Below are 18,011 nucleotides of genomic sequence, written 5' to 3' on the forward strand. Positions count from 1 at the left end.
GGTCGGGTTGGTTCTTGTATACGGATATCTATCGCGGAAGGTTCAACAATGTGCCCAGTATTCTGTGGCCGGCCTCTGCGACTCTTTGTAAGGCCTGTTCGCGCATGGCTTCCCGGTAGGTGTCCCGTAGTTGCATAGAACCGAGCTGATTGCCGGTATTATCGCTGCGCTGGATATTGGCGATTACGTTGTCCGGGTAGACATCGGCGTGAAGTATCTCCCTGCTTTCCAGCATCCACTGGCCGGGCTCGAATGCGAAGCTGTCATCCAACTGGGCTGCAATTGCGCGCAGCTCTGCGAGGTTGCGGTTCAGCGAGGGGCCGCGTAAAGCCTGATCCCAGATGGCGTGAAGATTACTGCCGTCGACACGGGTCAGATTGCCACCACGATCGCCTTCAGGAAACAGGTTCGGGGTAAACAGCGCACCGGTATGCAGAGGTTGGTGGATATCGCCAATCAAATGCAACAGCCAGCTTAATGCGATGGCGCGCTCTTCGGGGCTGGTCTGTGTTATCAAAGCGTAACGGGCGTAGACAAGTCCGGTCAGCACGTTGTCGGCATCACTGTGCTGAGTGATTTCGTCGTTTGCCGGGCCGGTTTGCTCAGGCAAAGCATCCATGTTCAGGTAAATATTGCCTTGCAGCGGGACATCGTCGCGCACCCAGGTGCCGTCTATCCAGTGGCGGTTCGGAAAGTGAAAGCGGCGCTGGTCGAAACCCTGAAAACCTCGGGCTATATCCGGCCAGATGGCAGCCTGCCCAAACTGCCAGCGCTGTTGTTCAGCCTGGCCCAGACGGGCAATATCGGCGGGCATGGCGTCGACAAAATCTTGCTGGAAACGGGGATGAGCCTGCAATATGGAGATCCAGTGGGACTGCTCTGTGTCGTTCATCTGGTCATAGGCCAGATAGGCTGTCAGCCGGTGGCCCAGCGCATCCCAGGCCTGCACATTGACCGGCAAGAGCAGCACGAGGCAAAACAAAGACGCCAGTCGGTTGGGAAACATGGTGGGCTCCGGAAAAGCAGGGTCGCAGAAGTCAGGGACTTATCTTATCATGAGGTCTTCATGTGACCATGACAGTTGACCAAAAAAAAGCCCACGTGGTACGGGGATACACACGTGGGCGAGATCACCCATCAATGGAAAAGGGGAGAGTCAGTTCCATTTACCACATCAAACGGGGAAGTATTGATGCTTGACAGGAACATTGCATCAGGCGTGCCAACTTTTCTGTTATTCTCTCAGGTTGCTGTTTTATAAGGATATATGAATAGTTGTCGGTTATGGGTGATGGGGGCGCGCTGTTTATAAAGTGGGCTTATTTAGTTCTTTTATGATTATCTTTGCACTGCTCTGGTGCAGCAAGTAATGTCTATGAAAGTAAATGAACAGGAAGTCGAGCTGACTGCCATCAGGGCTCAGGGTGCCGGCGGCCAGAACGTTAACAAAGTCGCTTCGGCTATTCACTTACGTTTTGATATACCGGGTTCATCCCTGCCTGACTCTCTGAAAACGGCTCTTCTGGAATTGAAAGATCGCCGAATTTCATCGGATGGCGTGCTGATTATCAAGGCGCAACGCTTTCGCACCCAGGAAAAAAATCGAGAAGACGCTTTAGCCCGCCTGCAGGCTTTGGTGGACAAGGCGGGGGAAAAACAGCCGCCCCGTGTTCCGACAAAGATACCCAGGGCAGCGAAACGTAAACGTCTGGATAGCAAGCGTAAAGTTGCTACGATAAAATCCATGCGTTCCAAACCATCGCTTGACTGACTTTTCTTTGAAGGAAATCTTTATGCTGACCCCGTTTCATCTGGCAATACAGGTTCGTGACCTTGAAGAAGCCCGTGAGTTTTATGGAAACCGGTTGGGTCTGCCCCAGGGGCGAAGCTCTGATCACTGGATTGATTACAACCTGTTCGGACACCAGTTGGTGGTGCACCTGAATCCGAATATTGGCAGGGACGGGCAGGTAAATCAGCATGCCAACCATGTGGATGGTCACGGAGTGCCGGTGCCGCATTTCGGCGTGGTGCTGACAATGGATGATTGGGAGGTGTTTGCGGAGAAACTGCGCAAGCTCGGGACTCAGTTTGTTATTGAGCCGTACATACGCTTCAAGGGACAACCGGGTGAACAGGCGACACTGTTTTTTCTGGATCCGTCAGGCAACGCGCTGGAGTTCAAGGCATTTGCAGATATTGAATCGCAGCTCTTTGCAGTGTAGTTGACGCGGGGGACGGAGGCGGTCTACGTCCCCATTTAATTGATTGGTTAATCGCGTCTTGGTGGTGAGCGGGGTGACGGCCAATCAGGCCACGTTTATCCCTGGCGGGAATTTCCGATAAAGCGCGAAGCCTGTCTGAGTCCCGAGCGGCTATGCCGCGAGGTCGAGTTCTACAGCGCCGGAAATTCCCGCCAGGGATGTGGTCGGCCGTCACCCCGCTCACCACCAAGACGCTTTATCACTGCCAGTGGATGGGGACGTAGACCGCCTCCGTCCCCCGCGTTAACCTATCAGTAGACCTCAAACAGGCCTGCAGCACCCATGCCGCCGCCGACGCACATGGTGCAGACGACATACTTGGCGCCGCGTCGCTTGCCTTCGATCAAAGCGTGGCCGACCATGCGGGCGCCGCTCATGCCATAGGGGTGGCCGATAGAGATGGCGCCGCCGTTGACGTTCAGCAGCTCATTGGGGATACCCAGCTTATCGCGGCAGTACATGACCTGCACGGCAAAGGCTTCGTTCAGTTCCCACAGGCCGATATCGTCCATTTTCAGGCCGAAACGCTTCAGCAGTTTGGGAATGGCAAAGACCGGGCCGATGCCCATTTCGTCCGGATCACAACCGGCGACGGCCATACCGCGGTAGGCGCCCAGCGGTGTCAGGCCGCGCTGCTCGGCAAGTTTGCTGTCCATCAGAACACTGGCTGAGGCGCCGTCTGAGAGCTGGCTGGCGTTACCGGCTGTAATACAGCCGCCTTCGATGACCGGCTTGAGGCTGGACAGACCTTCGATGTTGGTTTCAGGACGGTTGCCTTCGTCTTTTTCCAGCTTCACGGTCTTGTAGCTGATTTCGCCGGTCTCTTTGTTCATGACACCCATGACAGATTCCATGGGGACTATTTCGTCATCAAACTTGCCGGCTGCCTGCGCGGCAGCGGTGCGCTGCTGACTTTGCAGGCTGTATTCATCCTGAGCTTCACGGCTGATACCGTAACGCTTGGCAACCACTTCGGCAGTCTGCAGCATTGGCATATAGGCGTGTTCTGACATGGCCAGTACATTCTGGTCAACTGTGCGGAACTTGTTTCGGTGATCGTTCTGGACCAGGCTGATGGATTCCAGGCCGGCACCGACGACGACATCCATGTTATCGGAAATGATCTGCTTGGCAGCGGTACAGATGGCCATCATGCCAGATGCGCACTGGCGGTCCATGCTCATGCCGGAAACTGTGTTCGGCAATCCTGCAGCCACTGAAGCGAGCCGACCAATGTTGTAGCCGGTTGTGCCCTGCTGAACCGCACAGCCCATAACCACATCATCGATCTCATCCAGCGCCACACCGGAGCGCTTGACAGCTTCCCGAATGGCGTGGGCACCCAGGGTCGGCCCCTCGGTATTGTTGAATGCGCCCCGGTAGGCCTTGCCAATCGGGGTACGGGCGGTTGCTACAATTACGGCTTCTCTCATCTCTGGTCCTTCTCTTGTTCGTCGTTAAAAAGTCATACTGAGCGTTTGTTCGGAGTCCAAGTGTAACGGAATATCTGAGTTTATTCATTATTCGTCGCTAAGTCTGTTGCTCTCTGCGCTCATTGAGTTAATCTTATGCGGCGAAAACAATAAAAATTAACCATTTGGCCCAGTGCCGGAGGTTTTCATGATCTCGATCAGCTTCAAGCGAGGGCCTTTAGTGGCCGCAATCAGCGGAGCAGCGTTGTTGTGCTCTGTCCTGACTGGCAATGGATATGCCCAATCTGCGCAGCCAGATTCTGCAACTGTCTCTGCTGCGACCATAGGTGAACGAGTGGGTGATTTTGCCTTGCTTGATCACAACGGCTATTTCCATCACATGAGCTGGTATGACAATCGCAAGGCGATCGTTTTTCTCGTCCAGACCAATGAATCCCGTTCATTCAGTAATGCATTGCCGCAGTTCCAGCGTCTGCAGGAACAGCACGGCACCGATTTCCAGTTTTTTATGCTGAATCCGCTGGGCGAGAGTCGAGCCTCTGTCTCTCAGTCCGTGGGATCTGCCGCAGATGATTTGCCCGTTCTTATAGACGACGCCCAGATAGTTGCGGAGTCCATGGGCATAACGGCAGCCGGCGAGGCGCTGATCTATGATCCGCGACGCTTTGAGCTTGTCTATCGCGGACCGGTTGGCGGGCTGCAAGATGCTCTGACTGAGCTGGCTGCAGGACAGACTGTATCTCAGCCTCAATTGGCTTTTGCAGGTGACCCGATTGCCTATCCAGCCCGCCAGCAAAACTTGACCCGGCAGGTTTCCTATACTCGCGAAGTCGCACCGATTCTTGCGGAGAACTGTGCAGCATGCCACAGGGAGGAGGGTATTGCTCCCTTCGCGCTGAATAACCACCGCATGGCTCAGGGCTGGTCGCCAATGATCAGAGAAGTCCTGATGACCAAACGCATGCCGCCGGGTCAGATTGATCCGCACGTTGGTGATTTTACTAACAGCTACACGCTTTCACCCGCTGACCAGCAAACGCTGGTGCACTGGATTGAGCAGGGCTCGCTGTTTGATGGTCCTGAAGATCCCCTGGCGCAGTTAACCTGGCCGGAGACTGAATGGGCCTTTGGTGAACCCGACCTGATTGTAAACGTGCCTCCGCAGGCAATCCCTGCAACAGGGGTGCTGGACTATATCAACGTTGTTGTGCCTTTCGAGGGTTTGACTGAGGATCGCTGGGTTCGCGCCAGTCAGTACATTGCGGGAGACAGAACGGTTCTGCACCATACCCTGAACAGCATCATCCCGCCGGAAGCTACAGGGCGTCAGCGCTTCCTGGGTGGCGGCAGTCCGGATGATCCGAGTATCACAGCCTACATTCCGGGTGCGGCACCTTATCATGAGCCGGAGAATACCGGTGGCCTGCTCAGAGCCGGATCGCAGCTCGCATTGCAGCTGCATTACACAACGAACGGACGGGAAACTGTCGATGCCAGCCAGATCGGTATCTGGTTTTACCCCGAAGGGTATGTGCCCGAGTACCGTATGTCAGGTCAGTGTGCGTGTATCTTTACCCCGGACTGGACACCGATTCCTCCTCATGATCCCAATTTTGAGCAATCGAAATCGGTGACTGTTCCGCGTGATGCCTATCTGCATGCTTTCTTGCCGCATATGCATTTCCGGGGCAAATACATGCGTTTTGAGGCGACCTATCCGGATGGCAGCAAGGAAGATCTGATCAATATCGCCAACTACAACTATAACTGGCAACTGCGTTATCAGCTTCGTGAACCCAAGCTGGTACCGGCTGGTACAGTAATTACGGCCACCGGGGCCTTCGATAACTCGGCGCAGAATAAGGCTAATCCGGATCCGGATCGTCTGGTGCCTTGGGGGCAGCAGAGCTGGGATGAGATGTTCTTTGGGTCGATCAGCTGGCAGTATGTGGAGCCGGCGGCGCCTGCGTTTGCTTCGGCTGACTGAGGTGTTTTCGTTCAGGGTCCGTGCCGGGCGGCGGGTAGCAGCAGTCGCCCCGGCCGCATCTTTTTACCTTTGACCCGGCGGGGGGGAACTCGACCTCGCCGCGAAGCGGCTCGGGACTCGGACAGTCCCGCCCGCTGATCGGGTCAAAGGTAAAAAGATAAGCGCGGCCTGATTGGGGCGACTGTTGCTACCCGCCGCCCGGCACTCTGTGCCGATCCGGCAGTCCGGCAGTTCAGTGTCTGACGGCAACCCGTTCGGCGGGGGTACGCCCTCGTTCCTTGCTTTGCCTCTCTCATCGCCCGGAATGGACAGCTTCGCCAGTTCCGGTTTTGGTTCTCAGGGGATGTAGATCTCTCGGTGGTACCAGGGGGTTGAGGTGACGCTTTGGAGTTGTTCTGTGCCGTCGAAGATTTTGGAGAATAACGGACCTTCGGCGGTGAACTCGTATCTGTGCAGGCGGCTGTTGGGCGCGCCTGGCGTGCCGAGGGCGTCGGTGGCCTGGTCTATTTTATAGGTGCGGGTGTAGTCGGTGTTTTTGGCGGAGCGGATCACCAGTGTGGCCTGGCGCCTGGTTGGTGGTGCAGGTTCATAGTGCAGGTGCAGGCGGATGCTGTCACCGCTGATGGCGGTCATTTGCCAGGTTTCTTCTACCAAGCCAGTTTCGGTGCCGTGCCCAGAGACACTGCGGCTTGCGCTTGCTTCTGTGGCAGGCTGATAGACTTCGTAGGATCCGGTGCCTTCCGGGGAAACGCCGTTGATGATCATCACGCTGCTTTGTCCGCTGGCCTGATTGCGGGCCTGCACGGACATCACCATGTAGCGGCTGGTGCCGGAGCCGATTGCTTCGCCATGGGCATTAAGCACGACGTGACGATCCATGAAGGTGAGTCCAAGGTTCACCCGGCCGGGGCTTTCCGCGACCTCGGGTACTTGCCAGCCTGCTGGCAGCAGGGCGTTGACCACGTCGGCATTGACGCGAAAGTTTAGCGACGTGCGCGTTTCTGCACTCCATTCCTCGTAAGTCTGCTCGGCGGAGAAAGCAAAATTGGCTGTAATCATTAGTGCCAGCGCTGCCAGGCAATGCCCGGCAGCAGTTTGAGTCAGCGATTTATAGCGCATACGTTGTCCCTGCTCCGGGGCCCAGTGGCAATCCAAGACCGATCCATATCATGGCCAGCACCAGGCCTGTAATCAGCATCCAGATACTATAGGGAATCATGGTGGCCGCCAGTGAACCCAGACCAAAGTCCTTGTTCCAGCGCTGGCAGAAGGCCAGGATCAGCGGGAAGTAGGGCATCAGCGGCGTGATGATATTGGTAGCGCCATCGCCTACGCGGTAGGCAGCGGTGGCCATTTCCGGACTGATGCCCAACAGCATCAGCATGGGTACCATGACAGGTGCCAACAGGGCCCACTTGGAGCTGGCGGAGCCGATGAACAGATTGATCATGCCTGTCAGCAGTACGATAACACTGATCAGAATGGGAGTTGGCATATTGCTGGCCTGAATGACTGCCGCGCCATTGATGGCAAATATCAGTCCCAGGTTTGACCAGTTAAACATGGCCACAAAGTGCGCGGCTGCAAAAGCCAGCACCAGGTAATAAGACAGATCAGCCATCGCTTCTGACATCATGCGGACCACGTCCCGGTGTGACTTTACTGAACCTGTGGCGGTGCCATAAGCCCAGCCACAAGCCAGGAACAGGATGAAGAAGCCAGCCACCAGTGACTGATAGAACGGCTGCATGCGTGCTTCTTCTGGTGCTGATTCATTAATTAATGGTGTGCCGGGTGCCACACACAATAGTACCCAGATACCGATGACCACCAATGCCGCCAGCCCGGCGCGGCGCATGCCCTGTGCCTCTTCATGGCTCAGCACGTCGTCTGCGGTTTTGATAATACCTGCCGTACTGCTTTCGGCATTGGTCACGAGCTTGCCCAGGCGTGGTTCGATGACGCGGTCGGTGATGTACCAGATCACCGGCAGATACAGCAGTGTCATGACAGCGATAAAATACCAGTTGCCGGCGATATTCATGATCCAGTTGCTGTCCAGTGTTTCAACCGCCGATTCGGTGATGCCAAACAAAAGCGCATCCAGCTGTCCAGGCATCAGATTGGCAGAAAAACCGCCCGATACGCCGGCAAAACCGGCGGCGATGCCGGCAATGGGATGGCGACCAGCCGCAGCGAACACGACCCCGGCCAGCGGAATCAGAACGACATAAGCGGCGTCAGCCGCCAGATTGCCAACCATGGCCAGCAGCGCCACAACGGGTGTCAGCAGTGCGGCAGGTGCCATCTTGACGGCGCTGCTCATCACACTGCCAAATAGACCACTGCGCTCCGCTACGCCGGCACCCAGCATCACTACCAGCACGTAACCGAGCGGATGGAAATGCGTAAATGTGGTCGGCATCTCAACCAGCAGGCGTTGTATATTGTCGGCCGACAGCAGACTGGCGGCGGAGATAATCAGGGGGCTGCCATCTTCCATGAGCTGGGTCGGATGCACAGCAGAGACCCCGGTCATCGCAGCGATCACGCTGATGGCGACCACGAACAGAATCAACCAGAGGAAAATGAATACCGGATCCGGCAGGCGATTACCGGTGTGTTCAATCCAGCCTAAAATACCAGCCTGACGCGTCTGATCTGACGGTGATTGGGACATACGGGGTTCCTGTATCTGAGATTATTATCTTTTAAGTCCCGGCAAGAATAATTCAGCACGGCTGCAGGGGCAATGTGAACGACTGCCAAGAGGGAAAAAAGATGAAGGGGCAGCGGGCTTCTTTGAGTCCCTTGCTGCCCCTCCGGTTTCCGCCGGATCAAGGCCGGTCGCTTCCAGCTGGCAGAACTGTCAGATCTGATTGAACCGCATGTGGTTCGTTATTGGCAGTATAAACCATACATGGTTCACTTGCGCTCCAGATTAGCTGTTTATGTCAGAAACCGCCGTGGTACAGCCACTCAGCGGGAGTTTGCCCGTCGTACCGGCCTGGCACAATCAACGATCATGCGCATAGAAAACGAAGAGCAGAACGTGACTATAAAGACGCTGGAGCAATTGTGTCAGGCATTCAAGGTGGATGTGGGCGAGTTGTTTCCGGTGGTCAAACCAGCTCAGCAGTATCACCGGCCGACAGTCGGGTCCGAACAGCGCCCTATGGTGCATGACTCCGGCGCGCATACATCAGCTGCTGATAAACAACGCTCTAAATAAAGCTCAGCGTAGCCAATGCGTTAGTCATGTTCAGCAAAAGAAACAACATGGCAATGCGGCTCAGTGCCTTGCCCGGATCTTCTCCAGTGTAGGCCCGCTTTATTCCGAACAACAGCACAAACGTCCATACTACCGTTAATACCAGCATGATCAGGTAAGCCTGCCAGGCCTCACGCGTTACTGCCATACTGCCAGCGATAAAAAATGCTATCGCCACTACCCAGTACAACGACCAGTATTTGATAGCCAATGCGTATTCGCCCTGCGACAGGCGTTGCCGAAACGAACCGGATTTGATGTTGTCAGTCATAAGCAGTTTATACTGTTTTTTCGAACTGTCGGGCAAGCGAGTATAATGCTTGTTTGATCTAAACCGGAATTTTTATGCTGCATAACGTCAAAAGTCATTTTTATGCCTATATCAGCAAGCTGCGCTGGTTGCAGCGTTGGGGCATGAAACGCAATGTCATCAACGAAAATGTCATGGAACATAGCTGGGAAGTCGCCACTATTGCTCATGTGCTGGCGCTGGTGAAAAATCGCAAATTTGGTGGGTCTGTCGATGTCAACGCGGTTGTAGTTGCCGCTTTGTACCACGATTGCAGTGAGGTGATTACAGGTGACATGCCTTCTCCGATCAAATATCACTCGCCTGAAATCACCCGCGCCTACAAGGCGATAGAGCATCAGGCTGACCACGAGTTGTTGAGCCTTTTGCCAGCAGAGTTACAGGATGACTTTCGCCGGGTACTGGTAGAAGCAGAAATTCCGCCAGAGTATCACCGCATTATCAAAGCCGCCGACACTATCTGCGCCTACCTTAAATGCAAGGCTGAAGTGCAGGCGGGCAATCCGGAATTTCGTCAGGCTGAACAGGACGTGCGTGGTCGACTGGACAAAATTGATGCGCCGGAGGTGAAATATTTCCTGGACACCTTCGCACCCAGTTATGGTCTGACGCTGGACGAGTTACTGAAATGACCGACTATCTGCGCTTTATCGGCAGGCACTGGGCTTTACTGGGGTTCGGTTTTACCACCGTATTCTGGGGTAATTTTGGGCAGTCGTTTTTTGTTGCCTGGTTTGGTGCGGAAATACAGCAGTCCCTGGGGCTCAGTGCCAGTTCCTATGGAAGCGCTTACTCACTGGCAACCCTCGGGGCCGCTATTACAGTTGTCTGGGCTGGCAGCCTGATTGATCGGGTGTCGCTGCGCCGTTACTCCCTGGTGATCAGTGCTGGCCTGGCACTGGCTTTGCTGGTGCTGTCACAGGCGGTGGGATTGTTATCCTTGATACTGGGATTTTTTCTGCTGCGATTGTTCGGCCAGTCTTTGCTGCCGCATACCGGCATGACAGCGATGTCACGTTACTTTACCGATGGCCGCGGCAAGGCCTTGAGCCTGGCGATGTCAGGTGTGCCCGTTGGCGAAATCGTGTTGCCCGCAGCAGCGGTGGCTCTGATTGCTGTGATTGGATGGCAGTCAACATTACAGGTTATTGCGGTCGGTGTGTTGCTGGTGTTGATACCACTGATCATCTTGTTGTTGAGTGCGGCCGGACTCAGCGGTGCGAAGGCCAAACAGGACAGAGAGGCGGCGCAGGCTTCAGCTCAGACTGCGGAAGGCGGCAGCCGCCGCGATGTTCTGAAAGATTATCGTTTCTGGCTGGCGCTGGGCGGCTTGATGGCCAATCCCTTTTTAATCACGGGCGTATTCATCCACCAGAACTTCCTGGTCGACAGCAAGGGATGGAGCATGTCCTGGCTGGCCACCAGCTTCATCGTCTATGGCGCTGTGCACTGGGTCAGTTCTCTGGTGGCTGGCTCTCTGGTTGATCGATTCAAAGGCGTGCGCTTGATGCCCTATTATCTGCTGCCGCTGCTGGCCTGCATGCTGGTTGCAGCATTTGTTGACGGGCAGTGGGTGGCACCGCTGATGATGGCGCTGTTGGGCATGGCGGCTGGCAGCAGTCCGCCCATTAACGGCTCTATGTGGCCGGAAATCTATGGTACACGTAACCTGGGCGCGATTCGCGCCATGAATATGTCGATTATGGTGATGGCAACCTCCGTCTCGCCAGTGCTGTTTGGCTATTTTATTGACCGGGGAGTCAGTGCCGCGTGGCTATACGGCAGTTGCGCCCTGTATGTGCTGATTGCATTGGTGATGATGATATTATCCTACCCCTCAAATTCAAAGCCGCTGACGCCAGAACGGCGCACAGGTGATCTATGAGTAATGAAACTGCCCGGCTTTTTGAAGAGCTGGTGGCCCTGAACTACCAACTCTACAGCAGCCTGTTTCTGAAGCTGCCGCTGGATGCTATCGAACAGACCGGCACCTTGCTGCCGTTGCTGTCGGAAGCCTGCGAACGCGGATTGTCTGAGGGCAAGAATGCCAAATCCATAATTGGCGAATTTTTCGAGCAGCACCGCGAGCATTTCAACGAACACGAGCAGATCCAGTTCCTGTTCAAAATTATTCAGTACGTAGAGCGCCAGGTCGTATTGATTGATGCCCTGGAAGATGCTGCTTACAGTCGAATTCACCAGATCGACAACAAAACCTCACTGATCAGGCTGACCGAAAGGGCGGCCGATGATGGACGCACCGATAAGCTGGCGCAGTTACTGAAAAACTTTGGAGTGCGTGTGGTGCTCACAGCGCATCCAACACAATTCTACCCAGGGCAAGTGCTAGCCATTATATCTGACCTGACAGAAGCGATTTCCGGCGCGCGCACTGGCGAGGTGCGGGATCTTTTACAGCAGCTTGGCAATACACCGTTCTTTCAGAAGCAAAAGCCTTCCCCTTATGATGAGGCAGTGCTGTTGACCTGGTATCTGAGCAATATTTTTTATCAGGCCATTGGTGAATTGGTAGACCCACTGGCACAACGCTTTCCAGAACAGATTAACAGCAATGCCGAGTTGGTCAGCATTGGTTTCTGGCCAGGCGGGGATCGTGATGGCAATCCTTTTGTTACCACCGACACAACACTGCGGGTTGCGGCCAGACTCAGACAGAGCATTATTCAGTGTTATCACAATGACATCCGTCAACTGAAGCGTCGTCTTAGTTTCAGAGATGTTTATGAAGCTCTGGACAAGCTGGAAAAGCAGCTGCGCGATGAGCTCAGCGAGAAACCGGGGCGCGAAGGCGTGTTACTCAGCGATATTCACCTGGTGCTGGATCAGGTTGAGCGACTGCTAAGCGAACGTTACCAGTCCATGTATATTGATTCACTGCAATCTTTCCGTCGCAAGGTGACTCTGTTTGGTTTCCACTTTGCGAGTATTGATATCCGGCAGGATAGCCGGGTGATTGCCCGGACGCTGGAGTCCATCGTTCAGCAACAGCCCGGTTTGCTTCCAATGGATTTCAACTCCCTGAACGAAGATCAGCAGATAAATGCCATGCTCGCCTGCAAGGGCGAGGTGGACGCCAGCCGATTCGACGACCCGGTGATTCGCGATACCATTGAATCATTCTCTGTCATCCGTCGCATTCAGTTCACCAATGGTGAGCGCGGTGCGCATCGCTACATCATCAGTAACTGCCGAGGTCCGGTGGATGTGGTGCGCGTACTGACCCTGTTCCGCCTGTGCGGCTGGCGTGACCGTCCGATTAACGTCGATATCGTGCCGCTGTTTGAAACCATCGATGACCTGCAACGTGCCGGAGAGTCGATGGCCCGGCTTTATGCCAATACCCAATACCAGGTTCACCTGTCGCATCGCCGTCAACGCCAGACGGTGATGCTGGGTTTCTCGGATGGCACCAAAGATGGTGGCTACCTGATGGCCAACTGGGGTATTTACACTGCCAAGGAGGACGTGACTGCGGTGTCGCGCGATCAGGGTGTTGAGGTAATCTTCTTTGACGGCCGTGGTGGTCCACCCGCCCGGGGTGGTGGTGACACGTATCTTTTTTATGCGGCGCACGGCAGAACCATCGAAAGCAATCAGATTCAGATGACGGTGCAGGGTCAGACCATCAGCTCTTATTACGGCATCAAGGATGCGGCCAAGCATAATCTGGGGCAGTTGCTGACGGCGGGGCTGGAGAATAACCTGCTGGATCGTGTGGATCGTGAGCTGGATGACCTGCAGCGTAATCTGATTCGTGATTTGGCAGAGCGCAGCTATCAGAAGTACGAAGCGTTCAAGAATCATAAGCTGTTTATGCCTTATCTGGAGGAAATGAGCACGCTCAAATACTACGCCATGGCCAATATCGGCAGTCGCCCCTCAAAACGAGGCGGTGGCGATGCCATGAAGTTTGAAGATCTGCGCGCCATTCCTTTTGTGGGTGCCTGGAGTCAGCTCAAGCAGAACGTACCCGGATTTTATGGCCTGGGCTCGGCGCTTAAAGCTCAGGAAGAGCTGGGACGCCTGGATGCCTGTCTGGAGCTCTATGAGCATTCGCGCTTCTTCAGAGCGCTTATCTCCAACAGCATGCAGAGTATGAGCAAAACCAATTTTGAGCTGACCCGCTACATGGAAAATGATCCGCAGTTTGGCGAGTTCTGGCAGGATATCTATCAGGAATACCTGATCAGCAAGGAGATGGTTCTAAAAATCTCCGGTCAGGATCAGCTTTTGCAGGATAACCCGCGCAGCCGCATGAGCATCCGTCTGCGGGAAGAAGTGGTGTTGCCACTGCTGACCATTCAGCAATATGCGCTGATCCGCATACGTGAATGCCGCGAGCAGGATGCCGCGGAGCAACTGGCCATGTACGAAAAAATGGTGGTGCGAACGCTGTTTGGCAATATCAACGCGGCCAGGAATTCGGCTTGATTTAAAACCGAATTCCTACTCCAAACGTGGCATAGTGCACCCAGGCAAAAGTGTACAGACTGTCATTGTCAGCACCACCTTCCAGCGTTCGGTACCCTGCATAGACATGCCAGTCTGGCGTGATGTGGTGCTGCACTTTCAGGTTCAGATCAATGGCGCGGCCCTGCGGGGCGGCGGCGCCTTCAAATTCAGCGATCACTGAGGTGCGAGGTGTCAGATGATAGGCCCCGTACAGGTGCAATAAGGGCACCACACCCAGGTCATCATCAGAGTCCTGCAGATTGCCCTGGCGCAGGGCTATTTCCGCATCCCGTACCAGCAGTGCCCCGCCCAGGCCGAGATGCCAGGTGTCACTGCGGTGAAACATCCAGCGATAGGTCAGACGGTAGTTGTTGAACTTGTAGCGCCCCCGCGTGTCAGCACCCGCAGCAAAGTCAGTATCCTGAAAGCGCACAGGATTTGGCAGGACGCCATTGCCGGATGCTTCCAATGGCGCAATATTCAGCCGCAGCGCGTGGCGCTCGTTAAACTCATAGGTGGCATACAGGCGCAGAAAGGGATCGGGCCCGTTGTCGGTCAGATTCAGCATGTCAAAGCGGGTGCCGATGTCGTTGGGAATACGTACATTGTTGCGTTTGAACCAGGCTGGCCCGGTTTCCAGCTCGACGGTCCATGGGTTCTGGGGGTTAAACCCGCTGGCCGGATCCTGCGCCATGCTGTTCTGTGTCGTCAAAGCTACGGTAGCGCAGGTTAAAGCGATAAGCGCGAATTTTGCTTTCATGTTAGCCTCGTGGACATCTGTACCTTGTTAAACACTCACGGGTGACTGTCTGCGAATATACGGTGGTATACGACATCCAGACACACACGGATTACTCACTATCAGACGAGGTGAACCATGCAAACGACAATTAAAGGCATTTCCTCCCTTGTGTTCTTGTGGACAGTCACTGCGGTGAGTGCTCAGCAGGATCCGTTGCCTGCCCATATCAACACGCAGCGCAATCTGATTGTCGCGGATGTTATTGAATTTGCGACTCTGCCCGACAGTGACGGTGAACCAGCACGCATGATGAATCTGGTCGATGAAGCGGTCAGCCAGCGTATCTTTGTTAACGACATGCGTGGCCCCATCCATACGATCAGCTACGACGGGCAGACAGTGACGCCTTACGTCAATATCAACGACGCCCAGTGGGGCGTCGGTGTGGAATACGGCGGGCGTGAGCGCGGTTTTCAGAGCTTTACCCTGCATCCCGATTTTGGTCGCGCTGGTGCACCGGGTTATGGACGTTTCTACACCTGGACAGACGTCAGTGACAATATAACCACGCCCGACTTTGTGCCCGATGGTGGCAATAACGCACACCACACTGTGCTGCATGAGTGGGTGGCACAAAGTCACTCGTCTCCTGTTTACGATGGGGGTGCGCCGCGCGTCTTGATGCGTTTTGAACAGCCCTTTGCCAATCACAATGCGGGACACCTGGCGTTTAATCCGCTGGCCCAGCCCGGAGATGCAGATTACGGCATGTTGTACATCGGTTCGGCGGACGGTGGCAGCGGTGGTGACCCCTTGAATCTGTCGCTGAACATGGCCTCAGCCTTTGGCAAGATGCTGCGCATAGATCCGCTGGGCAACAACAGTGCTAATGGCCAGTATGGTATCCCCTCTGATAATCCCTTTGTCGGGCAGTCCAATGTGGTACCCGAAATTTACGCTTACGGTATGCGTAATCCGCAGCGTTTTGGCTGGGATCCGGCCAACGGCAATCTCTACATGGCCGACATAGGCCAGAACATGGTGGAAAAGGTCAGCCTGGTGCCCAAGGGAGGTAACCTGGGTTGGAATGCCTGGGAAGGCAGCTTCCGTTTTGAGGGGCGCGGACAGATCTCCACCGAATCGCCACGCAGCGACCCCAACGTGGTTTACCCGGCTGTGGAATTCACCCGCTTCGATCCGCTGCTGCAGGGCCGCGTGGCTGCCACAGGCGTCGTGGTTTATCGTAATGGCCCGATAGCCGCCATGAACGACCGCGTGTTTTTTGGTGACTTTGTCAGCGGTGAGATCCTGCATTTTGAAGCCGACAACGTACCCCAGGGCGGCAACACCGGCATCGCCCGCCTGCTGCTGCGTGACAGCTCAGGCGAAGCCAAAACCCTGCTGCAGCTGATTCAGCAAAAGAACCAGCAGCAGGGCCGCAGCCCCGCCGAGCGCGCCGATATGCGCATCAATATGGGGCCGGATCAGCGGGTTTTTGTGCTGAACAAACACGATGGGATGGTGCGGGAGATTGTGCAGTAGGAATTGCAAATTACCGACTGGAAATATTGCAAAGTCCCGATTGTAAATATTGCAAAGTACCGACTGGAAATATTGCAAAATACCGATTATATTGGTTGCAAACTACCGATTGAAGGGTTTTTGCAGTGGCTTATCTCCAGCGAGTGATTGATCTAGAGTTGACTGAGCGTCTGCGGTCGGCGGGCGCCATCGTGCTTGAGGGGCCGAAAGCCTGCGGGAAAACAGAAACCGCAGCGCAGTTTGCAGCCAGCAGCATATTTCTGGATCTGGACGGTGCCGCGCGAGCCAGTATCGACATTGATCCCCGTCTTCCGCTGGCCGGGCCGGTTCCCCGGTTGATTGACGAATGGCAGGTTGCACCTGCTATCTGGAATGGGGTGCGTCGGGAGGTCGATTCCCGCAAATTGCCCGGACAGTTCATCCTGACGGGGTCTGCGACACCTGCAGATGATGCAACCCGGCATACCGGAGCCGGTCGATTTGCACGTCTGCGCATGCGCCCTATGAGTCTATTCGAAATGGGCAGCAGCACGGGCTCTGTATCGCTTGCAGGGTTGCTGAACGGCGCACATAAGTCTTGTCCAGAGCAGCCACTGGATTTCAGTGGCTTATTGGAGGTGCTCTGTCGAGGAGGATGGCCAGCGCACAATAATCTGGCTTTGCCAGCTGCATTAACGGCTGTCAGGGATTACGTGCGAGATATTTATCGTGCAGATATCCATACGGTGGATGGTGTTCGCCGTGATCCCATCCGTGTACAGGCCGTGTTTGAGTCGCTTGCCCGGCATGTTGCTACCGAAGTCAGTCATGCATCGATCGCCTCCGATGTGGCTTTGCCGGGAGGGGCACCCGACCAGGACACGGTCGCCGCCTATTTGAACGCGCTGGAACGGCTGATGATTGTTGAGCCGCAGCCGGCCTGGGCGGTCCATCTGCGCTCGCGCTCCCGTGTTCGCAGCAGCAAAAAATTCCACTTCGTAGACCCTTCGCTGGCGGCTGCTGCATTAGGCGCCAGCCCTCAATCCCTGCAAGCTGACCTGAACACCACCGGATTACTTTTTGAATCCATGGTTATCAGAGATCTGCGAATTTACAGCCAGATACTGGGTGGCGAAGTGCGGCACTACAGAGACAATACAGGTCTGGAGATCGATGCCATCGTCACGACAGCGGATATGCGCTGGGGTGCCTTTGAGGTCAAGATGAGTTCTGCCGGACATGTGATTGATGCTGCGGCAGCACAGCTACTCAAATTTGCAGAGCGCGTTGATACATCACGCTGTGGTCAGCCAGCCGCATTGGTCGTTGTCACTGCTGGCGGATATAGTTACCAGCGGCCCGATGGCGTAATCGTTGTGCCAATTGGTCATCTTGGGCCCTGATCTCATGAAGTGCTGGCCGCTGTCTGCGTCTTAGTGAGTTTCTTGACAATGTACAGTGTGTCGCTTGAATTGAACTCAATCTTACTATTCAGAAGGGCAGGCTGTGAACACGACCAGGTTATCCACTAAAGGGCAGGTAATTATCCCTAAACATATTCGCGAGACACATCACTGGGATCCAGGAATGGAGTTTCAAGTGGTTGAATTTGAAGGTGATGTTTTGTTAGAGCCAAAGGCGGCATTTAGCCCTCCTGCTTTGAAGACGTGGCGTGATAGCAATTGAAGCCAATTTTCTAACCTGACGGCTCCGATATTCCTGCGATTTTTAGTCAGCTCAAATCTGTGATGCCTTACGCAGATTGTTTGGGCTGCCGAACGTTTTTTTATCCAATCAGTTTCTGATTGCTCAGGTGCTGAGTTGGTACGAGCAGGACCTGGATTTCGCGGCTGCCTTTCATTTGGCAAGCAGTCAGAGTCTGACAGCCAAAAAAACATTTCATCAAACGTTTATTAAAAAATCCAGAGGTCTCTCAACGTGTGTTGTTCAGAAACCCTGAGAACGGTGTTTCGAGAAAATAGCCTGTTGAGCTGAAGAGGCGTATGAGCG

16 protein-coding genes are annotated in these 18,011 nt (G+C 54.8%); 10 read left to right on the top strand and 6 right to left on the bottom strand.

Annotated features, from left to right (window positions below; translation table 11 throughout):
• Nucleotides 1-28 precede the first annotated feature (28 nt).
• A complete protein-coding gene (locus tag PS2015_RS04195) occupies nt 29-1,006 on the bottom strand; it encodes a S1/P1 nuclease (RefSeq protein WP_058021049.1) in 978 nt (325 codons plus the stop codon).
• Between the two features lie 363 nt (nt 1,007-1,369).
• On the opposite strand from PS2015_RS04195, the gene arfB reads away from it, so the two are divergent.
• The gene (gene arfB / locus PS2015_RS04200; RefSeq protein WP_058021050.1) at nt 1,370-1,771 is read left to right on the top strand and encodes an alternative ribosome rescue aminoacyl-tRNA hydrolase ArfB; all 402 of its coding nucleotides are present in this window, start codon (nt 1,370-1,372) and stop codon (nt 1,769-1,771) included.
• A 22-nt stretch (nt 1,772-1,793) separates the two neighbouring features.
• Nucleotides 1,794-2,225: a VOC family protein gene (locus PS2015_RS04205; RefSeq protein WP_211271217.1), complete on the top strand. Its 432-nt coding sequence runs from the start codon at nt 1,794-1,796 to the stop codon at nt 2,223-2,225.
• Nucleotides 2,226-2,515: 290 nt separating this feature from the next.
• On the opposite strand, the gene PS2015_RS04210 is transcribed toward PS2015_RS04205, so the two are convergent.
• The gene (locus tag PS2015_RS04210; protein ID WP_058021051.1) at nt 2,516-3,697 is read right to left on the bottom strand and encodes an acetyl-CoA C-acyltransferase; all 1,182 of its coding nucleotides are present in this window, start codon (nt 3,695-3,697) and stop codon (nt 2,516-2,518) included.
• 187 nt (nt 3,698-3,884) lie between these two features.
• On the opposite strand from PS2015_RS04210, the gene PS2015_RS04215 reads away from it, so the two are divergent.
• Nucleotides 3,885-5,684, top strand: a complete 1,800-nt coding sequence (locus tag PS2015_RS04215; RefSeq protein ID WP_058021052.1) for a thioredoxin domain-containing protein — start codon at nt 3,885-3,887, stop codon at nt 5,682-5,684.
• Between the two features lie 336 nt (nt 5,685-6,020).
• Here the strand turns inward: PS2015_RS04215 and PS2015_RS04220 are convergent, their stop codons facing one another.
• A complete protein-coding gene (locus tag PS2015_RS04220) occupies nt 6,021-6,803 on the bottom strand; it encodes a hypothetical protein (protein ID WP_058021053.1) in 783 nt (260 codons plus the stop codon).
• Nucleotides 6,793-8,364 (bottom strand): AbgT family transporter, encoded by a 1,572-nt coding sequence (locus PS2015_RS04225; RefSeq protein WP_058021054.1) that lies wholly within the window; start codon nt 8,362-8,364, stop codon nt 6,793-6,795. Before PS2015_RS04225 ends, PS2015_RS04220 begins: the two co-directional genes overlap by 11 nt.
• A gap of 240 nt (nt 8,365-8,604) precedes the next feature.
• On the opposite strand from PS2015_RS04225, the gene PS2015_RS04230 reads away from it, so the two are divergent.
• Nucleotides 8,605-8,916: a helix-turn-helix domain-containing protein gene (locus PS2015_RS04230; protein ID WP_058021055.1), complete on the top strand. Its 312-nt coding sequence runs from the start codon at nt 8,605-8,607 to the stop codon at nt 8,914-8,916.
• Here PS2015_RS04230 and PS2015_RS04235 read toward each other — a convergent pair.
• Nucleotides 8,909-9,226: a hypothetical protein gene (locus PS2015_RS04235; RefSeq protein WP_156412654.1), complete on the bottom strand. Its 318-nt coding sequence runs from the start codon at nt 9,224-9,226 to the stop codon at nt 8,909-8,911. The genes PS2015_RS04230 and PS2015_RS04235 overlap by 8 nt on opposite strands.
• Nucleotides 9,227-9,300: 74 nt before the next feature.
• Between PS2015_RS04235 and yfbR the strand changes: the two genes are divergently transcribed.
• The 3 genes from yfbR to PS2015_RS04250 are packed head-to-tail and all read left to right on the top strand — an operon-like array spanning nt 9,301 to nt 13,717.
• Complete coding sequence (yfbR, locus tag PS2015_RS04240) at nt 9,301-9,897, top strand: 5'-deoxynucleotidase (RefSeq protein ID WP_058021057.1); 597 nt, start codon at nt 9,301-9,303, stop codon at nt 9,895-9,897.
• Nucleotides 9,894-11,150 (top strand): MFS transporter, encoded by a 1,257-nt coding sequence (locus PS2015_RS04245; protein WP_058021058.1) that lies wholly within the window; start codon nt 9,894-9,896, stop codon nt 11,148-11,150. The genes yfbR and PS2015_RS04245 overlap by 4 nt, the downstream gene beginning before the upstream one ends.
• Nucleotides 11,147-13,717 carry a phosphoenolpyruvate carboxylase gene (locus PS2015_RS04250; protein ID WP_058021059.1) on the top strand — a complete coding sequence of 857 codons (2,571 nt, stop codon included), beginning with the start codon at nt 11,147-11,149 and terminating at the stop codon, nt 13,715-13,717. Before PS2015_RS04245 ends, PS2015_RS04250 begins: the two co-directional genes overlap by 4 nt.
• 1 nt (nt 13,718) lies before the next feature.
• On the opposite strand, the gene PS2015_RS04255 is transcribed toward PS2015_RS04250, so the two are convergent.
• Nucleotides 13,719-14,498, bottom strand: coding sequence for a hypothetical protein (locus PS2015_RS04255; protein WP_058021060.1), 780 nt, complete (start codon nt 14,496-14,498; stop codon nt 13,719-13,721).
• Nucleotides 14,499-14,615: 117 nt separating this feature from the next.
• On the opposite strand from PS2015_RS04255, the gene PS2015_RS04260 reads away from it, so the two are divergent.
• The 3 genes from PS2015_RS04260 (at nt 14,616) to PS2015_RS16020 (ending at nt 17,687) form a co-directional block, all read left to right on the top strand.
• Entirely contained in the window at nt 14,616-16,022 is a 1,407-nt protein-coding gene (locus PS2015_RS04260; RefSeq protein ID WP_058021061.1) for a PQQ-dependent sugar dehydrogenase, read from the top strand.
• Between the two features lie 125 nt (nt 16,023-16,147).
• A complete protein-coding gene (locus PS2015_RS04265; RefSeq protein WP_058021062.1) occupies nt 16,148-17,404 on the top strand; it encodes an ATP-binding protein in 1,257 nt (418 codons plus the stop codon).
• A gap of 103 nt (nt 17,405-17,507) precedes the next feature.
• The gene (locus PS2015_RS16020; RefSeq protein WP_082627951.1) at nt 17,508-17,687 is read left to right on the top strand and encodes an AbrB/MazE/SpoVT family DNA-binding domain-containing protein; all 180 of its coding nucleotides are present in this window, start codon (nt 17,508-17,510) and stop codon (nt 17,685-17,687) included.
• The last annotated feature ends 324 nt before the right edge of the window (nt 17,688-18,011 follow it).

The sequence above is a fragment of the Pseudohongiella spirulinae genome, from assembly GCF_001444425.1.
GTDB classification, from domain to species: domain Bacteria; phylum Pseudomonadota; class Gammaproteobacteria; order Pseudomonadales; family Pseudohongiellaceae; genus Pseudohongiella; species Pseudohongiella spirulinae.